This is a genomic window from Pseudomonas fluorescens (genome assembly GCF_018614655.1).
In the GTDB taxonomy this organism is placed as follows: domain Bacteria; phylum Pseudomonadota; class Gammaproteobacteria; order Pseudomonadales; family Pseudomonadaceae; genus Aquipseudomonas; species Aquipseudomonas fluorescens_BX.
Map to the genome: position 1 here is coordinate 1 of NZ_JAGGOG010000022.1, position 23,276 is coordinate 23,276.

6 protein-coding genes and 1 pseudogene are annotated in these 23,276 nt (G+C 62.3%); 2 read left to right on the forward strand and 5 right to left on the reverse strand.

Annotated features, from left to right (window positions below; translation table 11 throughout):
* The 4 genes and pseudogenes from J7E41_RS22035 to J7E41_RS22050 all read right to left on the reverse strand — a co-directional run.
* Positions 1-502: pseudogene (locus J7E41_RS22035) on the reverse strand (type IV secretion protein Rhs); the annotation flags it as partial.
* Positions 503-681: 179 nt separating this feature from the next.
* Positions 682-1,647 (reverse strand): alpha/beta hydrolase, encoded by a 966-nt coding sequence (locus J7E41_RS22040; RefSeq protein ID WP_214996212.1) that lies wholly within the window; start codon positions 1,645-1,647, stop codon positions 682-684.
* A gap of 58 nt (positions 1,648-1,705) precedes the next feature.
* On the reverse strand, positions 1,706-10,231 hold the full coding sequence (locus tag J7E41_RS22045) for an amino acid adenylation domain-containing protein (protein ID WP_353049421.1): 8,526 nt from the start codon (positions 10,229-10,231) through the stop codon (positions 1,706-1,708).
* A 13-nt stretch (positions 10,232-10,244) separates the two neighbouring features.
* A complete protein-coding gene (locus tag J7E41_RS22050) occupies positions 10,245-21,245 on the reverse strand; it encodes a non-ribosomal peptide synthetase (RefSeq protein WP_214996213.1) in 11,001 nt (3,666 codons plus the stop codon).
* 229 nt (positions 21,246-21,474) lie between these two features.
* Between J7E41_RS22050 and J7E41_RS22055 the strand changes: the two genes are divergently transcribed.
* A complete protein-coding gene (locus J7E41_RS22055) occupies positions 21,475-21,726 on the forward strand; it encodes a type II toxin-antitoxin system HicA family toxin (protein WP_214996214.1) in 252 nt (83 codons plus the stop codon).
* Positions 21,723-22,079: a type II toxin-antitoxin system HicB family antitoxin gene (locus tag J7E41_RS22060; protein WP_214996215.1), complete on the forward strand. Its 357-nt coding sequence runs from the start codon at positions 21,723-21,725 to the stop codon at positions 22,077-22,079. Before J7E41_RS22055 ends, J7E41_RS22060 begins: the two co-directional genes overlap by 4 nt.
* On the opposite strand, the gene J7E41_RS22065 is transcribed toward J7E41_RS22060, so the two are convergent.
* Entirely contained in the window at positions 22,080-23,252 is a 1,173-nt protein-coding gene (locus J7E41_RS22065; protein WP_214996216.1) for an MFS transporter, read from the reverse strand.
* Positions 23,253-23,276 lie beyond the last annotated feature (24 nt).

The following is a 23,276-nucleotide window of genomic DNA, read 5'->3' on the forward strand; positions in this document are numbered from 1 at the left end:
CGAACGTGCCAGTCCACTCACCACGTAACCAACCTTCCAACGGCTCGATCACCGACTGATAGGAGGCATACAGCGCCTTAACCTGCTCCCTGGAAACGTTGGGGTAAAAGCTCACCCGATACGGCTGGCCGCGAGTGCATTCGGTGATTTCAAGAATGCCGCTGGGGCCGATGGTTTTATGAATCGGCTCGCCGAGCGGACCACCCTTCGGATCAACCTTTTGCAGCATCACCGGCGTATTGCCGATGGGCACAAATCGCGCGCTCTGGAACATATGCACTAGGTTCAACGAACCGCTGGCCGGGCACATCGCGACGGTGCTGCTGGGGAGGATGGAGCGGTGGATGGGCGCTACAAGCGCGACTTCATCGCCGACCTTGAACACCTGCTCGACGTCCAGCGCCGAAAAGCTCCAGAAGCTTTCGGCCCAACTGTCATAGGTGTTAAGGCATTTCCGGAAATCGCCAAGAACGGACTCGACGTCACGTGTCTTCGAGTCCATGGCCGCCAGGACCATAAAGCCAATGGCGGAATTCAAGAGGTAGCCCCGTAGGACAGGGCATGAGTAGGAAAAAACATCGGCGGTCCCTCGCGCTGTGTGATCAGGCGAGAGACTTTGCAGAGGTTCTTAAGCGCGGGGAGTAGAGGTTATCTGGCGGCCAGGTAGGAAGTTTCGGCAAGTTATCCGCAGGTGTTTGCCACCAGCCACTGCAACGCCCGCCGGTAAATATCATCCACCGACTCAACGATCCCGGACATGCGCAAGAAGTCGTGGGACAAGCCCTTCTCCACCGTCAACTGCACTGGCGTACCGCTCAACTTCAGTGCCTCGGCGTACGCCATCCCTTCATCGAACAGCGGATCATATTCCGCCAGACTGATATAGGCCGGTGCCTGCATGGCAGTTTGCCCAATCAGCAACGGCGAGGCGCGCCAATCCTGGCGCTCTACGGCAGGCCCGGCATAATGCTGGTAGAACCACTCCAGGGTTTCGGTTTCCAGCAAATAGCCTTCGGCGTAGGTGCGATGGGAAGCGCGTTGCACGCTCATGTCGGTCACCGGATAGAACAGCAACTGCGCCTGGGGTTTCAGGGCGATGTCGGCCGGGTGATTGGCCGCCGTGATCGCCAGGACTGCCGCCAAAGTGGCTCCCGCGCTGTCACCGGCCACCACCAGCCGTTGTGGATCCAGGTGCAACTGTTCGGCCTGTTCTTTCAAGGCCGCGACACTGTCCAGGGCATCATGTACCGCCGTAGGAAACGGGTATTCCGGCGCCAATCGATAGGCTGGCGCCAGTACCGCAAACTCGCCGCTCAATGCCAGACGTCGGCATACCGAGTCGTGGGAATCCAGGCTGCCCACCACGTAGCCGCCACCGTGAAAATAGAGGATGGTCGGTAAGACTTGATCAGCCGTCGACGCAAGCCGATAGAGACGCCCTTCCAACACGTCACCATCGCGAGTCGGTAATTGCAGCGCCTGCACCTCGACAGCGCCCGGTGGGTTGGGGTCGAGGATTTGCGAGGAGCGTTCAAAGTCGGCACGGGCCAGAGCAACGGGCAAGGTATGCATAGGTTGGCTTTTGCCGGTCAGGCGTCCAAATTCCGCCAGTTCCAGAAACGCCGACAAGTCGGGATGTACAGGCATGGGAGTATCCAATTCAAAGAGGGCAACTGGGCAGTGCCTGGTGGCACTGCCCGTTATTTCAGCCGACAACCGGCGCCGGTGAGTGCAACCGCTGGTGCAATTGCTTGAGCAACTGCGGGTGCTTGATGATTGCGTAGTGGTCGGCAGCAATACATGCGCTCTCCTCCACGGTCAGGCCTGCCTCACGGGCCTTGATCGACTCCGCTGACAACTCGCCACGCCACCAGCACACGGCTTCGCTGGCAATCCTCGGCAACTCGGACTGGCGGCGAGACAAGGCCTTGAGCTTGAGGCCGACCTGGAATGCCCGGGCCGACTCCTCCACACCAAAGGTCGCGCCTGAAGACGGATAACTCGTAGCAAGCGCCGCAAACTGCTCGGTCAGTGCCGCCAGGTTCGGCTCGATCACCGGCAACCGGCTCTCAACAAATCCTGCATCGACCATCAATCCCAGGGTCTGGCTGAGGAACACCGGCAAGCCTTCGCGCCAATCGTCGTCATCCAGCAGCGTCGAGGTCGCCGGGATAAAACTGTCCACCAGGCTGAGGAAACCGACCTGCTGGCCCTGCTTCTCCAGTTCGCTGGCCACCAGCACCGCCAGGGTGCCGCCCAATGACCAGCCCAGCAGTCGATACGGGCCTTGCGCCTGCTTCTGACGGATGTATTGCGCGTAGTCGATGGCCATGGATGTCAGGGAGTCATCCTCCCAATCGCGGTCCAGCAGCATCCGGCATTGCAGGCCATACACGCTGCACTGCCCGTCCAGTTGCCGGGCCAGAGGTTCGTAGTCGAACACCGTGCCAAAGCCGGCGTGCAGGCAGAACAACGGCGCCGTACCGGGCACCTGGCTATTGAGCAACAGCAGCGGATCGAGATCGGCTTCCTGCTGTTCATCGAAACCGGACAATTGGGCGATGGTCGGCTTGGCCAGCATGTCCCGCAGCTTCAGTTCAAAACCCGGCATGGCCTGGTTGCGGACCTTGCTCAGCACCTTGAGGGTACGCAGCGAATCGCCGCCCAATTCAAAGAAGTTATCGGTGACGCCGACCTGCTCGATCTCCAGCACCTCCTGCCAAATGGTCGCCAGCATCCGCTCCAGTGGATTGCGCGGCGCGATGTAGACCTGGCCCTTGAAGTCCGGATCCGGCAGGGCCTTGCGATCAACCTTGCCGCTGGGGTTCAACGGCATGGCCTGCAACGCAACGATCTGTGACGGCACCATATAGTCGGGCAATTGACTGCCCAAGGCCTGGCGCAGTTGCTCGCTCATGCCGGGGTGGGCGTCGGCGACCACGTAGCCGATCAACTGTTTGCCCGAGGCACTCTCCCGCGCCACCACCACGGCGTCGCGCACCGATGGCAGCGTGCGCAGGCGGGCTTCGATTTCACCCAACTCGATACGGAAACCGCGAATCTTCACTTGATGATCCAGACGGCCAAGGTAGTCGAACACCCCGTCCGGGCGACGCCGTACCAGGTCACCTGAGCGATACAAGCGCCCGCCCGCCTCGAACGGGCTGGCAACAAAGCGCTCGGCCGTCAGCCCGGCGCGCTGGTGATACCCCCGCGCCAGACCTTCACCGCCGATATACAACTCGCCGGCCACGCCATCCGGCAGTGGGTTGAACTGGTCATCCAGCACGTACAAGGTGCGATTGCCCACCTGCACGCCAATCGGCGCGTACGCGGCCTCGCAGCGTTGGTCCAGGTCGGCGGTCCAGAGCAGTGGCGTGACCACGGTTTCGGTCGGCCCATAGCCGTTGGTGATCCAGGTTGGACGCAAGGCGCGCTTGACCTGTTCAAAGGTTTCGTCAGCCACCGCATCACCGCCGAAGCAATACACCCGCACTGCGGGCGGCGCTTCGTCCTGGCTTTCGGCGTATTCAGCCAGTTGCTTGAGGTAGGCCGGCGGAAAGCAGGCGATGTTGATGGCCTGGCGATGCAACACCTGCCAGGTTTCTTCCGGGGTCCACAGCGTGTCGTCCCGCAGCACCAGGCAACCGCCAGCCAGCAAGGTGGTCAGCCAGCGTTCCTGGGCGCCGTCGAAGGCGAAAGACATGAACAGCAACTCGCGGGTGTCGCGGTCCATTTCATAGCGCCGGGCAATCGCCTGGCAATGCATGTTCAACGGGCCACGGGCCACCGCCACGCCCTTGGGCTTGCCGGTGGAGCCCGAGGTGTAAATCAGGTAGGCCAGGTGATCGGCATCGATATTCAGGCCAGGAAGGCTGTCGGGATAGGCCTGCAAGTTCAGCTGATCGATGTCCAGCACGTTGTCGATGGCGGGCAAACGCTCGCGCAACTCGCCACGGGTCACCAACACGGCCATCGCCGAATCTTCGACGATCCATTCCAGGCGTTCGCGCGGGTAGTCGATGTCCAACGGCACATACACGCCGCCGGCCTTGAGCACTGCATAGAGGGTGACGATCATGTCGGTGGAGCGATTCAACGCCACACCGACTCGCACTTCCGGACCCACGCCACGCTCACGCAATAGATGGGCGAAACGATTGGCCTGTCGCTCCAGCGCACGGTAGCTCAGGTGCTGGTCGCCACAAACCACCGCCAGGGCCTCAGGCTGATGCTCGACATGAGCTTCGATCCGCTCCAGCAACGAAGGCGACACGGGTTGCCGGGCCTGCAACGGATTGCTTGCCACCAAGTGCTGGCGCTGCTCGGCGGTGAGCATGCACAGGCGGCCAGTGGAACCACCGGTGTCGTCCAGCATTGCTTCCAGCAAGGCTTCAAAGCTGCCGCGAATACGCGCTACGGCCTCTTGCGAAAAACGGTTACGCAGGTACAGAAACTCGATGCCCAAGGTCTCGGTGAGGTTCACCGCCAAGTCCATGGCGTAGTTGGTCACATCGCGCCCGGTGGCCTCACCGAACTGCAAGGCACCCTGACGCATTTCCTGCAAACGGTCATCCACCGGGTAGTTTTCAAAGACGATAATGCTGTCGAACATCGCCCGCCCGCTGTGGCCGGCCCAGCGCTGGATGTCGGCCAACGACGCGTGTTCGTAGTCCCGCGCATCCAGGTTGAAGGCCTGCAATTGCGCCAGCCACTCGCCCAGGGGTTGATCCGGCCGTGGTGTCTGTACGATGGGCAAGGTGTTGATGAACAGCCCGAGGATCTCGTCAGCCTGGGGCAAACTGGCCGGGCGCCCCGCGACTGTGGCACCGAAGCACACCGTCTCCTGGCCTGTGTAGCGCTGCAACAGCAGCAGCCACGCGGCCTGGATCAGCGTGTTGGGGGTAACCCGCCAGTGTTGCGCCCGCTCGCGCAGACGGCAAGTGCGGGTTTCGTCCCACTTGAGGTAAAGCGCGTCGTGACCACCCGGCTGGGTTTGCGGGCGCGGGAAGACGTTGCCCGCCAACTCGGTGGCGCCGTTCAAATCGCTGAGCTGGCCGCGCCAGAACGCTTCCAGGGCAGTGCTGCCCTGACGTTGCAACCAGGCGATGTAATCCTGGTAGCGACTCTGCTTCGCGGTGGCTTGGCCGTTGTAGGCATTGAACACTTCGCCCAACAACCGCGAGCTGCTCCAGCCGTCCATCAGAATATGGTGGCGGGTCCAGATCAGGTGGCAGCGCGCCTCGTCCAGCCACACTAAAGTCACCCGCATCAGCGGCGCCTGGAGCATATCGAAGCCTTCGCGGCAATCGGCGCTGATCAGGTCGCCCAGGTCATAGGGACCGACTTCGCGCTGGCGCCAATCCACAATGCGCACCGCCGACGGCGCCTGCTTGCTGACAATCTGCAACGGCTCGGCCAGCTCGCTGGCGGTCCAGAAACCGGTGCGCAGAATGTCGTGACACTGTTGCACTTGGTCCCAGGCCGCTGCGAAGCGCTGCACTTCAAGGCCTTGCACCGGCACGCAGGTCTGGTTGATGTACAGGTCGCCCTCGCCCGCCTCCAGGCTGTGATAAAGCATGCCTTGCTGCATCGGTGACAACGGGTAGATATCCAGCACGTTGCCGGCGGGCAGTGGCAGATGCTCAAGTTGGGCCTGGGTCAGGCGCGCCAGCGGGAAATCCGCCGGGGTCAGCCCACCGTTGCCGGGGGTGACGCAATGCTCAACCACGGCCTGCAACTCGCGGGCGTAGTCCTGGGCCAAGTGCTCGATGGCGGTGGTGTCGAACATCTCACGGCTGAAGGTCCAGCCGACGCTCAACACGCCGCCGTACACCTGACCGTTCAAGGTCAACCAGTTACTCAGTGGGGCATCATCGCTGCGCTCGCTGCCGCCGGCCTCGGTGGACGGTGAAAACAGCGCGCCCTGATCCTGATCGAAACTGCCGTCGAACTGGCCCAGGTAGTTGAAGGTGATGCATGGCAGCGGCAATGTTCCCAACCGTTGCCGATCCTGCGGGCGGCCCAGGTAACGCAACGCACCAAAACCGATGCCTTTGTTCGGCACGGCACGCAGTTGTTCCTTGATGGTCTTGATACCGCCCTGCAACGTCGTGCCGGGCGTCAGGCTGACCGGGAACTTGTTGGTATACCAACCGACGGTGCGGGTCAGGTCCAGGTCGTCGAACAGGTCTTCACGGCCATGGCCTTCCAGCATCAGGCCCATGCTCGGCTGACCGGTCCAGCGACAAATGACTCGGCTCAGGGCCGTCAGCAGCAGTTCATTGATCTGTGTGCGATAGGCGGCCGGCGCCTGTTGCAGCAATTGCCGGGTGGTGTGTGCATCCAGTGTGGTGGAGACCGTGACCGCTTCGCGCATCAAGGCCACCGGTACCTCACGGCGCCCCGGCAGATGCTGATGGGCCGGGCTCAGTTGCGCCTGCCAGTAGGCGACTTCCGCTTGCAAACCACCGTCCGCTGCCAGGGCATGCAGGCGCTCGCTCCAGTCCTTGAAGGCGCTGGTCTTGGCAGGCAGAGGCTCGGTGTTATAGGCCGCTTGCAGGTCTTCGAACAGAATGCGCCAGGACACCCCATCCACCACCAAGTGATGCACCACCAGCAGCAGGCGCTGCCGGCCGTCGGGATGGTCCAGCAATACGCCGCGTAACAGCGGGCCTTGGCTCAAGTCGAGGCTGGCCTGGGCACGTTGATAGATGTCCAGACAGTGCGCTTCGCTTTGCGCGACCTCCTGCCAGAGTAGCGGACTGGCGTCTTTAAACCCGCGATGTTGAGCGGTCCAGCCGTCAGCACCTTCGACAAAACTCAGGCGCAGCGCATCGTGATGAATGACCAGCGCCTGCAACGCTTGTTCAAGGGCTGCGGGATCAAGAACTCGGCTCGGCACCAGCAGTACCGACTGGTTCCAGTGATGACGCTCGGGAATCGGCGTGTCGAAAAACATCTGCTGGATCGGCAGCAGGCGCAGCTCGCCGGTGACCGGTCCCTGATCGGTCTGGCTGGCCGCCTCGCCCACCTGCGCGACACTGGCCAGGCCTTGCACGGTCTGGTGTTCGAACAAGTCGCGAGGGGTGAAGCGAATGCCTGCCTGACGGGCGCGGCTGACCACCTGGATCGAGATGATCGAGTCGCCGCCCAGTTCGAAGAAGTTGTCCTGAGCGCCAATCTGTTCGCGTCGCAGGACGTCTTCCCAGATGGCCGCGATACGTTGCGCGAGCTCGCCCTGAGGCGCCAGGTACGTGGGTGTCACATCGGCCCCCGGCGCTGGCAGGGCCTTGCGGTCAAGCTTGCCGTTAGCGGTCAGCGGCAATCGGTCCAACACCTGCAAGTGGCTTGGCACCAGGTAGGCCGGCAGGCGCTCACGCAGTTGCGCCAGCAAGGTCGGGGCCTGTTCTGTACTCACTGCGTAGGCCCACAACTGCGGGCCGCTTCCTACCACTACTGCTGCATCCAGCACGTTAGGCAGGCTGCGCAAACAGGCCGCGACTTCGCCCGGTTCAACGCGAAAACCGCGAATTTTCACTTGATCGTCGATGCGCCCCAAGTACTCAAAGGCTGCCTCCACCAGGCGCACCCCGTCACCGCTGCGGTAGAGCCGCTCACCCTGCGTGGAAAAAGGATCGGGCACAAAACGCTCGGCGGTCAGTCCCGGCTGATGCAGGTAACCCGTAGCAAGCCCGGCGCCGCCGATGTACAACTGCCCGGCCGTTTCGGTACCGAGGCGTTGCAGGCTGGCATCCAGCACTTCAACCCGGCTGTTGGCCAGTGGCACGCCCAGGGGTAATCGCCCGTCGTTTTCCAACACGGCAGCAAGTACACCCACCGTGGTTTCGGTCGGGCCGTAGTGGTTCATGATCCGGCACTGCGGCGCCAGTTGCTGCACACGTTCGCGCAGGCTTGGCGGGCAGGCTTCACCGCCGAGGATCAGCAGTTTTTTCGGCAGTACACTGGCCGCGTCGTCGGCGCTGAGCAAGGCATTGAGGTGCGACGGCACGATCTTCAGTACATCCACCGCCTGGGCCGTCATGTACTGCGCCATGCCGTTGGCGTCCATCGCCAAATCCTGGGCGATCAGGTACAGCGTGCGCCCGGAACACAGAGCGCCAAAGAGCATGGTGTGGCCCAGGTCAGCGGCCACAGTGGAGATCATCGCCATGCTGCTGCCACAGTCGTCAGGTAACCGTTGCAACAGCCCTTGAACATAATTGGCCAGTGCGCCGTGGCTGATCATCACGCCCTTGGCCGCACCGGTGGAGCCGGAGGTATAGATGACGTAAGCGGTTTGCCCCGCCAACAGCAGCGCGGGCACCGAAGCCTCAGGTGCTGATACCTGAGTGTCATCGACGCACAGCACGGCAACTTCGTCGCTCAGTTGCAAACCCGGCAGTTGGCGGGCGTCGGTCAGCAGCAACGCGGCCCGACTGTCGTGCAACAGCTCGCGCAAGCGTTGGCCAGCGGTGTCCGGTGCCAGCGGCAAATAACCCGCACCCACCTTGAACGCGGCCAGTATCGCCACTGCCAATTCCACCGAGCGCTCCAGCACCACGCCCACCAGCGCATTCGGCCCTACCCCGGCCTGACGCATGCGCCCGGCCAGGCGCTCGGCTTCCAGGTCCAACTGGTGATAGGTCAGGCTACGTTCGCCATCCACCACGGCCAGCACGTGCGGCATCCGCGCCACCTGTTGGGCGAACAGCTCAAGCACATTGCTCACGGCAAATTCGCGATGTTCGCCAGTGCCCGCCAGCACCACACGCTGTTGATCCAGGGCCGTTATCACTGGCAGGTCTTCAATGCGCAGCTGTGCATTCAGGGCAATCGCCTCCAGCACTCGCTGCCACTGGCTGGCCAGTTGCTCAATGGTGGTGATGTCGAATACCTCGCAGCCATAGATGAAACTGGCGTCGATGCCGTTGCCGTGGTCGAGGGTGTTGAGGGTCAGGTCGAACTTGGCGCTGCGCACCTCGCTCACCACATGTTCGACGCTCAGCCCGTCCGCCAGCGAGCGCGCCTGGCTCGGTGCATCGTGCTGATGGTTGAACATCACTTGGAACAGCGGCGAATGGCTCAGGCTGCGCTCCGGCTGCAAAGCATCCACCAGTTGCTCGAATGGCAGGTCCTGGAAGGTCTGGGCCTTAAGCGCGGTGTCACGCATCTGCTGCAGCAATTCACTGAAGCGCTGCTCTCCACTGACCTGGGCCTTGAGCACTTGGGTGTTGACGAAAAAGCCGATCAGGCGCTCGGTTTCAACCCGCGTGCGGTTGGCCACCGGCACGCCGACACGGATGTCATCCAGCCCGCTGAGGCGATGCAACAGCGCCTGGAAACTCGCCAGCAGCAACACAAACAGGGTCACGCCTTCGCGTGTCGCCAGTGCCTTGAGCTGCTCGCTCAAGGTGCCACCCAGGGCCAGATTCAGGCTGGCCCCCTGATGACTGCGCTGTGGCCCGGGCACACGCTGCCCCGGCAGTTGCAGCTTGACCGGCGTCTCGGCCAGGTGCTCGACCCAATACGCCAATTGCCGCTCGTGCTCGCCATTGTCCATCCACTGGCGTTGCCATGCAGCGTAATCGGCATACTGCACCGGCAAGTCCGGCAAAACTGGCGACTGGCCCTGACTGAAGGCCGCGTAGCCCTGGAACAGTTCATCGACCATCACCCCCATGGACCAGGCATCGGAGACGATATGGTGCTGGGTCAGGGTCAATACCCAGTCATCATCGGCTACCTGCAACAACGCCAGGCGCAGCAGTGGCCCGCAGGCCAGGTCGAACGGCGTGGCGGTCTGGATCGCGACAAACTCATCGATGCTGCGCTGTGACTCACCCGCCGGGCACGTGACCACCTCAAGCGGCACCTCAAGCTGCGGGACGATCACCTGGGACACTCGCCCCTGTTCATCCTCGGCAAACAGCGTGCGCAGGGTTTCATGGCGCGCCACCAGCGCCGCCACACTGCGACGCAGGGCGTCGATATCCAGCTCTCCGCGCAAACGAATCGCCAGGGGAATGTTATAGGCCGGGCTCTGCGGGTCCATTTTCCACAGGAACCACTGGCGTTGCTGAGCGTAGGACAGCAGAAGCGGCTCGTCCGGGTCGCGGGTAAACATCGGGGCAATCCCAAACAGGTTGATGCCCTTTTGCTTGAGCAGGACCGCCAGCGCTTTCCTTTGTTTGGAGGACAGCGCTCCCACAGACTCAATTAACTTTTGCACGCCAGGTCCCTCGTTAGGAAATCAGTTTCTCAAGCTCTTCAGCTGATAGACGTGTGAGATCCCCCAACGATTTAGTCAACTCATCCATCAGGTCGCCGCCGCCAGCCTGCAACAGCGCCACCTGTTCACAGAAGTCGGCCAGGTCCCGGGTTTCAAACAGCAGCTTCAGTGGCACATCTACCTGCAATTGTTGGCGCAGGCGCATCACCACTTGCGTGGCCATCAGCGAGTGGCCGCCCAGCTCGAAGAACGCATCTTCGCGACCCACGCGCGTAAGCTTGAGGATGTCGGCCCAGATAGCGGCGACCTGTTGCTCCAACTCCCCCACCGGCGCGCTGTAATGGGTGGCGGCCATGGCCTCGGGCAACGGCAAGGCCTTGCGGTCGATCTTGCCGTTGGGGTTGAGCGGGAAACGCTCCAGCAGCACCCACTGCGACGGCACCATGTAGCCCGGCAACACGCTTTCCAGAGCGACCTTGAGGGTTTTGCCCAGTTCCTTGGGCACTTGTACAAACGGCTCGGCCACCAGATAGGCCACCAATACCTTGCCGTGGGCGCTGTCCTGGGCCACCACCAGTGCATCACGCACCGAGGCCTGGTCCTTGAGCCGTGCCTCCACTTCACCCAGCTCGATACGGAAACCACGAATCTTCACTTGATGATCGATGCGGCCCAGGCAGTCGATCACACCACTCTCGCGCTGGCGTACCAGGTCGCCGGAGCGATACAGGCGTGCGCCATTGTCACTGGCCGGATCCGGCACAAAGCGTTCGGCGGTCATGGCCGGCCGGTTCAGGTAACCACGGGCCACACCGTAGCCGCCCAGGTACAGCTCGCCGCAGAGGCCATTGGGCAGAAGATTGAGTTCCAGGTCACGTATTTGCAGGCTGCGCTCGCCGATGCGCGTCCCGATTGGCGCATAGGCCGCCTCGCAATGATCAGCGCTGCCAGCCTTCCAGATCAGCGGCGTAACCACCGTCTCCGTCGGCCCGTAACCGTTGATGATGAACTGCGGCTTAAGGGCGCGCCGAGCCAGTTCAAAACTGGCTTGAGGCACTGCATCACCGCCAAAACAGTAGATGCGCACCGGCGGCGGATTACCGACCTTTTGCGCGTGTTCGGCCAGGTGTTGCAGGTACACCGGCGGGAACGCTGCGACGGTCACGCCGTGACGGTGCAGGGCATCGAAGGTTTGCTCCGGCGTCCACAGTTCTTCGTCCCGCAGCAGCACGCGGCCGCCGTGGGTCAAGGTGGTCAGCCAGCGCTCATGGGCACCGTCAAAGGCGAACGACATGAACAGCAACTCGCAATCGGCCGGGGTCATGCCGTAGCGCTCGCCGATGCTGGCGCAATGCATCGCCAGCGGGCCGTGGGTCACCACCACACCTTTGGGCTGGCCGGTGGATCCGGAGGTGTAGATCACATAGGCCAGGTTGTCCGGGTGCAGTGCTACCAGCGGCTCGGTTTGCGGCCAGGGTACCAAGTCCAGACGGTCGATTTCGACGACACGGGCTTGAGTGGCCAGGGTCATCTGTGCGGTCAAGGTTGAGTCCGTCAGCACCAGCGCCGCCGCGCAATCGCTCATCAGGTAGGCCAGGCGCTCCGCCGGATGAGTGATGTCCAGCGGCACGTAGGCACCACCGGCCTTGAGCACAGCGAGCAATGCCACAAGCAGGTGTTCACTGCGGGGCAAGGCCACTGCAACGCGCACTTCCGGACCGACACCCAAGGCAATCAGGGCGTGGGCCAGTTGGTTAGCCTGGCGGTCGAGGCTGGCAAAGTCCAGGCTGCGTTCGCCCTGAACCACTGCCCCGTGCGTGGGTGTCTGGCGAGCAATCTGCGCAATGCGCTGGTGCACCAACAGCGCCGGAACGCTGCTGGCCGCCGAACCGGCTGCCACTGTCGCCGCTTCTTGCGCGGCGTTCATCAACGCGATACCACCCAGGCGGGTATCCGGGCTTTGTACCAGTTGCGCCAGCACGTTGAGCAAGTGCGCTGCCAAACGCTCGATGGCCTGGGCACTGAACTGCGCGGTGGCGTAGTCGAAGTTGAGGATCAGCGTCTCCCCCGCCTCCACGGCCAGCGCCAGTGGATAGTGGGTTTGTTCGTGGCTGAGTACTTCACCGAAGGTCAGCCCGGTGGCAGCGCTTTGTTGCAGGGCCTCCGCTACCGGGTAGTTTTCGAACACCAGCAGCGTGTCGAACAGCGCTTCACCGCCTGAACCTGCAAGACGCTGGATTTCAAACAGCGGCATGTGTTCATGTTCGCGGACCGCCAGGTTGAGGGTTTGCACCTGTTGCAGCCACTGGCCGACGGTCAGTTGCGCCGCCGGTTCAGCGATGATCGGCAGCGTATTGATGAACAGACCGATCTGTTGCTCGGCACCCGGCACCTGCGCCGGCCGTCCGGCCTGGGTCGCACCGAACGCCACAGCGTTTTGCCCGGTGTAACGCTGCAACAGCAGCAACCACGCCGCCTGCACCAGGGTGTTGACCGTGACTTTCTGGCCACGGGCAAAGGCAGCCAGGTGATCGCTGGCAATCGCATCCAACTGACGCATATGCGCTGCGCGACTGACGGTGGTGTCGAGATTGCCGAACGCCGACACGGCCGGAGCCAGTCGACTCGGCTCCTCCAGCACCACCAGTTGTTGCTGCCAGAATTGCTCGCTGAGGGCGCCGTCCTGGGCCTGCAACCAACCGATATAGTCGCGATAACGCCCAGCGGGCGCCGCCACGGCCTGGCCGTGATAACGCTGCAAGACCTCACCCAACAACCGCGAATAGCTCCAGCCGTCCATCAGGATATGGTGGTTGGAATAGATAAAGTGCCAGGCATCATCGCCGGTTTGCACCAGCACCAGACGCAACAGCGGCGCCTCGGCCAGTTCGAAACCTTGCAGGCGTTCGCTAAGCGCCAAGGCTTCCAAGGCCGATGTCACATCCTTACGACCACGCCAGTCATGCTCTGCAAATGGCAGCGCCGGGTGCCGGTGGACCCATTGCAACGGTCGCCCCAGTTCGCTCTGCCAGATAAAGCCGGAACGCAGAATGTCATGAGCCTGCACTGTCGCCTGCCAGGCCGCCTTGAAACGCGCCACGTCCAGGCCGTGCACCGCAACACGCATCTGATTGATGTAGTCGCCACCGTCCTGCTGGTACAGGGAATGGAACAACATGCCTTGCTGCATCGGCGACAGCGGATACAGATCATCCAGCTCGGCCAATGGCAATCCCAGGCCATCAAGCTGCGCCTGAGTCAAACCGGCCAGTGGTACATCGGAAGGCGTCAATCCGACCACACCGGCTTCGCAGCAATGCTCGACCAGCGCCTCCAGAATGGCGCTGTACTCGTCAGCCAGACCGGTAATCACGGCCTCATCGAATACCTGGCCACTGAAAGTCCAGCCCAGGCTCAGTTCACCGTCGTAGACCTGGCCGTTGAGGGTCAGCAAGCTGCCCAGAGGCGCTTCATCGTTCTGGTCTGCGCCGGCACTTTCACTGGCCGGGACGAACAACGCCTGATCATCATCAAAGCTGGCGTCGAACTGGCCCAGGTAATTGAACGTGACGGGAGCCGTCGGCGCACGGTGCAGCGCTGCGCGACAAGCATCGTCTCCGAGGTAGCGCAGCACGCCGTAGCCAATGCCCTTGTTGGGCACGGCGCGCAGTTGTTCCTTGATGGATTTGAGTGAGCTGCCGAGCTGATCCGCCGGGGTCAGGCGCACGGGGAACAGGCTGGTGAACCAACCTACGGTGCGGGTCAGGTCGATGCCGTCGAACAACTCCTGGCGGCCGTGGCCTTCCAGTTGAATCACTGTGCTGTCGCGGCCAGTCCAACGACACATCACCTGTGCCAGAGCGGTGAGCAGCAGGTCGTTGACCTGGGTGCGGTACGCAGCCGGCGCGTCCTGCAACAGGCGGCGGGTCAAGGTTTTGTCCAGGCGACTGTGCACGGTGACGGCATGACGATTGAGCTGTCCGCCGGCCAGATTAGCGCCGGGTAGTGTCTGTTCACCTGTGGCTTGCTGGGTCTGCCAGAACGGCAATTCAGCCTGCAACGCGGGGCTCGCACCATAGAGCGCTAACTGCTGGCCCCAGCTCTGCAAGGCACTGGTCTTGAGGGGCAGTTGCACGGACTTGCCTTCAACCAATTGGCGATAGGCCGCTTGCAAGTCTTCAAACAGAATGCGCCAGGACATGCCATCCACCACCAGGTGATGAATTGCCAGGAATAACTTCTGCTGCCCGTCAGCCAGCGTTGCCAACACCCCACGTACCAGCGGCCCGTGGGCCAGGTCGAGGCTGCGCTGGGCCTTGTCGCACAAGGCTTGCCAGCCCTGTTGCGTGCAGCCTTCGGCCTGCCAGAGGATGGTCGGCTGCGGATCTCGCTCGGGGTAATGCGCTTGCCAGCCGTCGCCTTCAACAAAGGCCAGGCGCAACGCATCGTGGTGGCTGATCAGCGCCTGCAAGGCTTGTTCGAGGCGCTGCCGCTCCAGAGGCTGGCGGCACAGCAGCATCACCGATTGGTTCCAGTGCTGACGCTGGCTGCGCACCTCTTCAAAAAATACCTGCTGCACCGGTAACAGTGGCTGGTCACCGCGGACGGCACTCTGATCAATACGCTGCACGCTGTCGCCCAGTACCGCGACACGGGCAACACCTTGCACCGTCTGGTGCTGGAACAGGTCCTTGGGTTTGAAATGAATCCCCGCCTGTCGTGCCCGGCTCACCACCTGGATCGAGATAATCGAGTCGCCGCCCAGGTCGAAGAAATTGTCTTGCACACCCACCCGGTCGAGCTTGAGTACTTGCGCCCAGATCTCGGCGAGTTGTTGCTCCATGGCGTTCTGCGGCGCCAGGTACTGGTCTTCAGCCTGGCTGATATGAGGTTCCGGCAGAGCCTTGCGATCCAGTTTCCCGCTGGGCAGCAATGGCAGCGCGTCCAGCAGCACCCAGTGGGACGGCTGCATGTAGTCCGGCAGGCTGGCGCCGAGTTGGGTCTTGATTACGTCCAGAGCTGACTCATGGTCCAACACCACATACGCCACCAACTGCCGGGTAACCGAGGTCTGGACCACGGCTTCATGCACCTGTGGCAACGCCAGCAAGCGCGCCTCGATTTCGCCCAATTCGACACGGAAACCACGAATCTTCACTTGATGGTCGACGCGCCCGACATAGTCGAACATCCCAGCGGCATCACGGCGAGCCAGGTCACCCGTGCGGTACAACCGGGCACCGCTGGCGCTGAACGGGTCCGGGACAAACTGCTGGGCCGTCTGGCCTGGGCGGCCCAGATAACCCCGCGCCAAACCTTCGCCACCGATGTACAACTCGCCGACCACATTATTCGGCCGCAGGTTGAGATTGCCATCCAATACACAGGCCGAGCGCGCACCGACAGGCATGCCGATGGCGGCATAAGTGCCCTGTGCCAGACGCTGCTCATCAGCGGCCCAGATCAACGGACTGATCACCGCCTCGGTCGGGCCGTAGGCGTTGAACAGTTGCGCGGCACGGATAACCTTCAACGCCGCCAACTGGCCCGCACCCCACGCCTCACCACCGAGGATGCACACACGAACATCCACACCCGCCTCTGCCGGATCAGCGTGCTGGGCCATGGCATTCAAATAGCTCGGCGGCAGGTCGAGGATGCTGATGCGATGCTGACGAATCTGCGTCAACAGTTGCTCGAAGGACCATTGGCCGACCTCTCCCAGCACCAGACTGGCGCCGTGGATCAGCGGCATGAAAATCTGTTCGGCCGCCGCGTCGAAGCTGATGGACGCGAACTGCAACTGACAATCGTCGCGGGTCACTGCGTAACGCTCGCCCGCCGCCCGACAATGCATGGCCAGGGCTGCATGCTCGATGCCGACGCCCTTGGGTTGGCCGGTGGAACCGGAGGTGTAGATGACGTAGGCAAGCCCTTCGCCACGCAGGCCGTTCAGGGCGGGCGCGGTTGCTTGCTCGTGCGCACCCTCCAACAGCATGGTGCGTACACCGTCGACGGCTGGCAATTGCTCAACCACTGAAGCCTGGGTCAACAGCACCGCGATGCCGCTGTCTTCGATCATGTAGGCCAGGCGTTCTGCGGGGTATTGCAGGTCCAGCGGGACAAAGGCCGCACCGGCCTTGAAGATCGCCAGCAGGCCCACCACCAGTTCGGGGGTGCGCGGCAACGCGAGGCCCACCGGCATCTCGGCGGTGACGCCCGCATCGAGCAAGCGCTGGGCCAGATGATTGGCACGGGCGTCCAGTTGGCGGTAGCTCAGACGTTGATCACCGGCAATCAGCGCAATCGCATCGGGCGCCCGGCTGACCTGCTGTTCAAACAGACGAATGACGCTGGCGTACTCGCCTTCTGGCCCCTGACCCTGGCTGATGAGAGCACGCTGTTCCTCGTCCGTTTGCACGGCCAGTTGGCCAATGGCTTGCTGCGGATCGGCAACCATCGCCGCCAATAGCTGACGCCAGTGACCCGCCAGGGTTTGCAAGGTAGAGGCATCGAACAGGTCAGCAGCGTAGATGAACGCCGCCTGGATACCGTGATCGGTTTCCAGGGTTTCCAGCGTCAGGTCGAACTGGGCCATACCACCTTCCAGCACCACCTCTTCGGCGCGCAGGCCTGGCAGGCTGTCGGCGTCAGCGGCACCGACGGTATTGAGGTGGTTGTACATCACCTGGAACAGCGGGTTGTGTTGCAGGCTGCGTTGCGGATTGAGGGCTTCCACCAGCTTGTCGAACGGCAGATCCTGATGGGCCTGGGCCGCCAGTGCGGTGGCCTTGACCTGCTGTAGCATCGCCAACACCGACAGCTGCGGCTCGGGTTGCAGGCGCAGCACCAGGGTGTTGACGAAGAAGCCCACCACCCCTTCCAGCTCCTGGGCGTTGCGGTTGCTGACCGGCACGCCGATACGCAGGTCATCGCTGCCCGAGTAGCGCTGCAACAGCAGGCCGAACGAGGCGACGAAGAGCTGGAACAGGGTGAGTTGGCTGCGCTGGGCCAGGGCGCGCACGCCGGAGGCCAATACAGGATCAAGGGTGAAATCCACCCGCCCTTCACGGTAGCCCTGGCCATCGCGACGGGGATGGTCGGTGGCCAGTTCCAGCAGCGGATGTTCAGTGCCAAGCTGCCCGCGCCAGTAGTCCAGTTGGCGCTGCATTTCACCGCCCCCCAACCAGTCGCGTTGCCACTGGGCGTAATCGGCGTATTGCACTGCAAGAGCCGGCAGTTCCAGCGGTTGGCGTGCCTGAAAGGCTGCGTACAGGGCGGCGAATTCACGGCCGAGTACACCCATGGAGGCGCCATCGGAAATGATGTGATGCAGGGTCACCACCAGCAGGTGCTGCTGCGTTTGGAGCTGGAACACCTTGACCCGCATCAGCGGCCCTTCGGCCAGATCGAAAAGCGCCTGGGTCTCGGCCATCACTGCCTGCTCGACCGGCCCCTCAAGTACTTGCCATTGCACGGTGACGCGGGACACCGCATCGACGTGCTGGCACAACACATCGCCGTCCAGTACAAAGCGCGTGCGGAAGGCTTCATGGCGGGCGGTCAACGCAGCGAATGTCTGCTCCAGGGCCGTGTGATCCAGCTCGCCTTGCAGCTTGACGATGATCGGCGTGTGGTAGGCAACGCTGTCGGGTTGCAGGGTCCAGAACAGCCACTGACGCTGTTGGGCAAACGAGGCCAGTCGGGGTTGCTGGTGGGTCAAGCGGGTGATCGCCGGGCGTGTACTGGATAGGTCGCCCTGCTCCACCGCCGTGCAGAACTCGCCGAAGGTGGCCGTTTCAAACACCGTGCGCAAGGCAACGTCGGCGCCCAAGACGCGCCGGGTCCGGGAGATGATTTGCGTGGCCAGCAGGGAATGGCCACCAAGGGTAAAGAAGTTGTCTTGCAGGCCGACCTGATCGGTTTTCAACACCTGAGCCCACACCGTGGCGAGGCGCTTTTGCAGGTCAGTCACCGGCGCCTGATGCACCACTTGTGGCAAGTCCTGTTGCAAGGCTGCCAGGGCCTGCAAGTCGAGCTTGCCATTGAGAGTCAGCGGCAACGCGTCGAGACTGACGAACACGGCGGGCACCATGTAGTCCGGCAGTTCGTGGCCCAGGGCCAAGCGCAGGTCGTCGCTGTTGCAGCCGTCCTTGAGCACCACGTAGGCGACGATATGCGGGTTGTTCGCTGCGTCAGCTATCAGAGTGACGGCTTCGCGAACACCAGGGTGCTGACGCAGGCAACCATTGATTTCACCCAACTCGATCCGATAACCACGGACCTTGACCTGATGGTCGACCCGGCCCTTGAATTCGATACTGCCGTCAGCCCGATAACGGGCCAGGTCGCCGGTGCGATACAAGCGTTCACCGGTTGAGCCGAATGGATGCGGCACAAAACGCTCGGCGGTCATGGCCGCGCGCCCCAGGTAGCCGCGAGCGAGGCCCGCGCCGCCCAGGTACAGCTCGGCAGAGGCACCGACCATCGCCGGTTGCAGGCCGTCTTCCAGAATGTACGCAGTGGTGTTGGGCAGCGGACGCCCCAGCGGCAACGCTGACGGCGTGGGCGCTTCGTTCGCGGTGGTCAGCACGCCCACGGTGGTCTCGGTCGGCCCGTAGTGGTTGATCACCCGGCAGCCATCGCCAAGGGCGCGAATCCGCGCCAGCAATGCCGGTGATGCCGCTTCGCCGCCCATGATCAGGCATTGGCGCGGCAGTCCGCTGGCATGCGGGTCATCACTGAGCAGCGCTTCCAGATGGGATGGCACGATCTTCAGCACGTCGATCTGCTGCTCGGCCATATAGGCGCCAAAGCGCTCGGCATCCAGGGTCAGGTCCAGGCCCAACACATGCAAGGTGCAGCCGGAACACAAGGCGCCGAACAAGGTGGTGTGGCCAAGGTCGGCGGACAAGGTCGAGACCACGGCCATGCTGCGGGCATTGGCCAGCGGCAGGGTGTGCAGGATGCCTTGCACGTAGTTGACCAGCGAGCGGTGGCTGAGGGTCACACCCTTGGCCTTGCCGGTGGAACCGGAGGTGTAGATCACGTAGGCCAGGTGATCGGGATCGAGGGCCACATCCGGGTTGCTGACAGGTTGCTCATCGTATGGGTCGATCAGCAAGTGCTGGACACCGGCGAGGGCAGGCAATCGATTGACCAGGCCAGACTGGGTCACGAGCAGATGAATGCCGCTGTCCTCGGCCATGTGTACCAGGCGTTGAGCCGGGAAGTCCGGATCCAGCGGTACGTAAGCCCCGCCCGCTTTCAGAATGGCCAGCATGCCGACAATCATGTCCAGGGAGCGCTCGACGGCGATCCCCACCGGCACATCGGCGCCGACACCCAGGGCGATCAGTCGGTGTGCCAGGCGATTGGCCTGTTGGTTGAGTTGCTGGTAGGTCAAGGACTGGCCGGCGAACACCAGCGCCGTCATGTCAGGCTTGGCGGCTGCCTGGTGCTCGATCAAATGATGAATGCACAACGTCGGATCACGTTCGGCGCGGGTATTGTTCCATTGCACCAGCGCTTGCTGAACCTGGTCGTCGGCCAGCAGCGGCAGGTCGCCTACGCGAGCCTTGGGGGTCTGGACCAGGGCGCCAAGCAAGGTTTGCCAATGCTCGGCCATGCGCTCGATGGTGTGCGGGGCGAACAGATCGCTGGCGTAGGTAAACGCCGCACACAACTGCCCGCCGCGTTCGAAGGTATCGAGGGTCAGGTCAAAACGCGTGGTGCGGCTGGACCACTCCACGGCACTCAACTGCAAGTCGGAGCTGACCGCCAGGGTCTGCAGATCGGCCACCTGCGGCTGGTGGTTGTACATCACCTGGAACAGCGGGTGATGGCTGGCGTCCCGGGCCAGGTTCAGGCCTTCGACCAGTTGCTCGAACGGCAAGTCTTGATGGGCTTGGGCGCCCAGTGCAGCGGCTTTTACCTGCCGCATCAACTGATCGCCCGGGGTCTGGGAGTCGAACTGAATGCGCAGCACCTGGGTATTGACGAAGAAACCGATCAGGCCTTCGATTTCACTGCGGTTGCGATTGGCAATCGGCACGCCGATGCGGATATCGGCCTGCCCGCTGTAGCGGTGCAGCAAGGTGCCGAACGCCCCCAGCAGCAACATGAACAGGGTGACTTCCTGCTGGCGGGCGCTCTGACGCAAGCCGTCGGCCAGGGCTGGGGCAATCACCCACTCATGGCGGGCGCCTCGTTGGCTGGGGCGTGCGGGACGCGGGTGATCAGTGGGCAGGTTAAGCACCGGATGTTCATTACCCAGGGCTTCACGCCAATAGTCGAGTTGGCGCTGTTGCTCGCCGGCCTCCAGCCAGCGCCGCTGCCACAGGGCGTAATCGCTGTATTGGATCGGCAACGCTGGCAGGTCGGCGACCTGGCCGGCGTCGGCCGCACCGTAAAACCGCGTGAACTCCTCGATCAGCACCCCCATGGACCAGCCATCGGAGACGATATGGTGCAAGGTCAGCAGCAACACGTGCTCCTGCTCGGCCAGCTTGATCAACTGCACCCGCAGCAGTGGCCCCTGGCTCAGATCGAAAGGCTCCAGCGCCACGCGCTCGGCTTCAGCCTGTACCCAGGCTTCCCGGTCAACGGGCTCCAGAGTCGAAATATCTGCACGAGTGATGTGCAGCGCTTGTGCTACAGGCACCTGCCGGGGCTGATCGTCGGCGTCCTGGACGAACACCGTGCGCAGGGTTTCATGACGTTCGATCAGCCCGGCAAAGGCCTGCTCCATGGCCGACTCATTCAGGCGTCCCGTGAGGCGCACCGCACTGGGCAGGTTGTAGGCGCCGCTTTGCGGGTCCAGTTGCCAAAGAAACCACATCCGCTGCTGGGCGTAGGACAACGCCTGACGGTCATCGACCGCCACACCCGCCGGGATCGGAAAACGGGAGAAGTCTATCCCTTCCTTTTGCAGCGCCTGGAGAAACATCTGGCGTTTTTCCAGGGGCAACCCGATAAACCGGCGAACAAGTTTCAGGGAGTCTTCAGCGTTCATTTCTTGGGATCCGGAGCAATAGGCAGGAAGCACAAAGGCACGTCGTCCCTATAAAACGAATCCAGGCGGGAAAAATTAGCGGGGTTTTTGAAGGGAGAAGAGCCAGGCACAGGCGCTGCGGGAGATGTCATCAGGGGTTACATCAAAGTTCGGAAAGCCTGACGACGCAGACCTATCATTGACGAACCACATACAGTGCAACTACATTTAGTTACAGGCAAGGATCGCCGTGTCGAAAAATGAAAAGCTGCTGGCCAAACTGCTCAATGAGCAAATGGCCTTTACCTGGACTGAACTCATCACGCTGTTGCGTCGGCTGGGCTACACACAAATCGAAGGGGCCGGAAGCCGCGTCAAGTTCGACAAGGGCGATCCGAGTGCAATGATCACCCTGCACAAACCGCATCCCGGCAACGAGCTGAAACACTACATTCGGCGCCAGATCATCGAACAATTGAAATCAGGAGACCTGATTCAGTGAACAACCAGTTGAAACACAATGGCTATATCGGCTCGATCGAAGCGAGCATCGAAGATAATTGCCTGTTCGGAAAACTTCTATTCATCAAGGCTCTGGTCAGCTACGAAGGCAAAACCGTCGCCGAATTGGAAGCCGCCTTTCGCGATGCGGTGGACGACTACCTCGATACTTGCCACACCCTCGGCCAAACACCCGAAAAGCCTTGCAAGGGCTCGTTCAACGTTCGGGTCGGCCATGACCTGCATTTGGCCGCAGCCTTGGCGGCGACCCGACAGAAAGTGACGCTGAACGACCTGACGCGGCAGGCGCTGAACGAGTTCCTGCAGCATCACGGTGCCGTCGTGACGGGCTGATCACCCCAACCGCCGATACCCCAACACTGCGGCTCCCAGCACCACCGCCCCAGCCACCAACGCCACCCAGAATCCACTGGGTGCGCCGAATCGGTCGATCATCCATCCGGAGCTGGCCGCGCCAATCGCCACGCCGATGCTCAAACCGGTGATCAACCAGGTCATGCCTTCAGTCAAGCGACTGGGAGGAACCACTCGCTCCACCAAGGCCATGGCGACGATCAGGGTTGGAGCGAAGAACAGCCCTGATACGAAGACGGCCACTGACAGGCCCGGAATATTCACCACCAGCAACAGCGGCAGCGTGGTCAGGGCTGTGGCCACGCCGCAGTACAGGAACTGCCGAGGCAATGGCGTTTTCAGTTTGAGGGCACCAAATGCCAACCCCGCCAGGCATGAGCCAATGGCGTACACCGACAACACAATACTGGCGGCAGCCGGCTGGCCCTGGTGCTGGGCGAACGCGACGCTGACCACATCCACCACACCCACAATCGTGCCCATGGCGGTCAGCAGGATCATCAGCGTCAGCACCGAAGGTGAGGCAATCAGCCACTGGCCATGATGGGCGTGGTATTCGTGAACGGGTGGCTCGGTCTGTCTTTGCAGGACAAAAGCAGTGACACCCACCGCCAACAACAACGCCGCAATCAACGGCCCCGCTTCGGGAAACAGCACCACGCACAAACCCACCGACAGCGGCGGGCCAAGGATGAAACACACCTCGTCCAGCACTGACTCCAGGGCAAAAGCCGTCTGCAATTTGGGATGACCGCGGTACAGCTCAGTCCAGCGCGCCCGCACCATGGCCGACATATTGGGTATGCACCCGGCCAAAGCGGCGAAAATGAACAGGGTCCAGCTTGGTGCCTGCAAGCGAGTGCAGAGCAACAGCAGCAACAGCGCGCCACCGCCAATCGAAGCCGCTATCGGCAACACACGGCCCTGACCATAACGGTCCACCAGTCGCGAAACCTGAGGCGCACAAAATGCGGTGGCCAGGGCAAAGGTAGCGGCCACGGCACCGGCCAACCCATAACCTCCATGGACTTGCGACAGCATGGTGATCAAGCCGATACCGGTCATGGAGATGGGCATGCGGGCGAGCATGCCAGCCAATACAAACGCCCGGGAACCTGGCGCCTGGAACAGTTCGGCGTAAGGGTTTGCCATTATTTAAACGTCTCTACTCAATAG

Coding starts and splice junctions, on each gene's coding strand:
- J7E41_RS22040 (WP_214996212.1), bottom strand. CDS start 1,647: ATGCCTGTACATCCCGACTTGTCGGCGTTTCTGGAACTGGCGGAATTT.
- J7E41_RS22050 (WP_214996213.1), bottom strand. CDS start 21,245: ATGAACGCTGAAGACTCCCTGAAACTTGTTCGCCGGTTTATCGGGTTG.
- J7E41_RS22065 (WP_214996216.1), bottom strand. CDS start 23,252: ATGGCAAACCCTTACGCCGAACTGTTCCAGGCGCCAGGTTCCCGGGCG.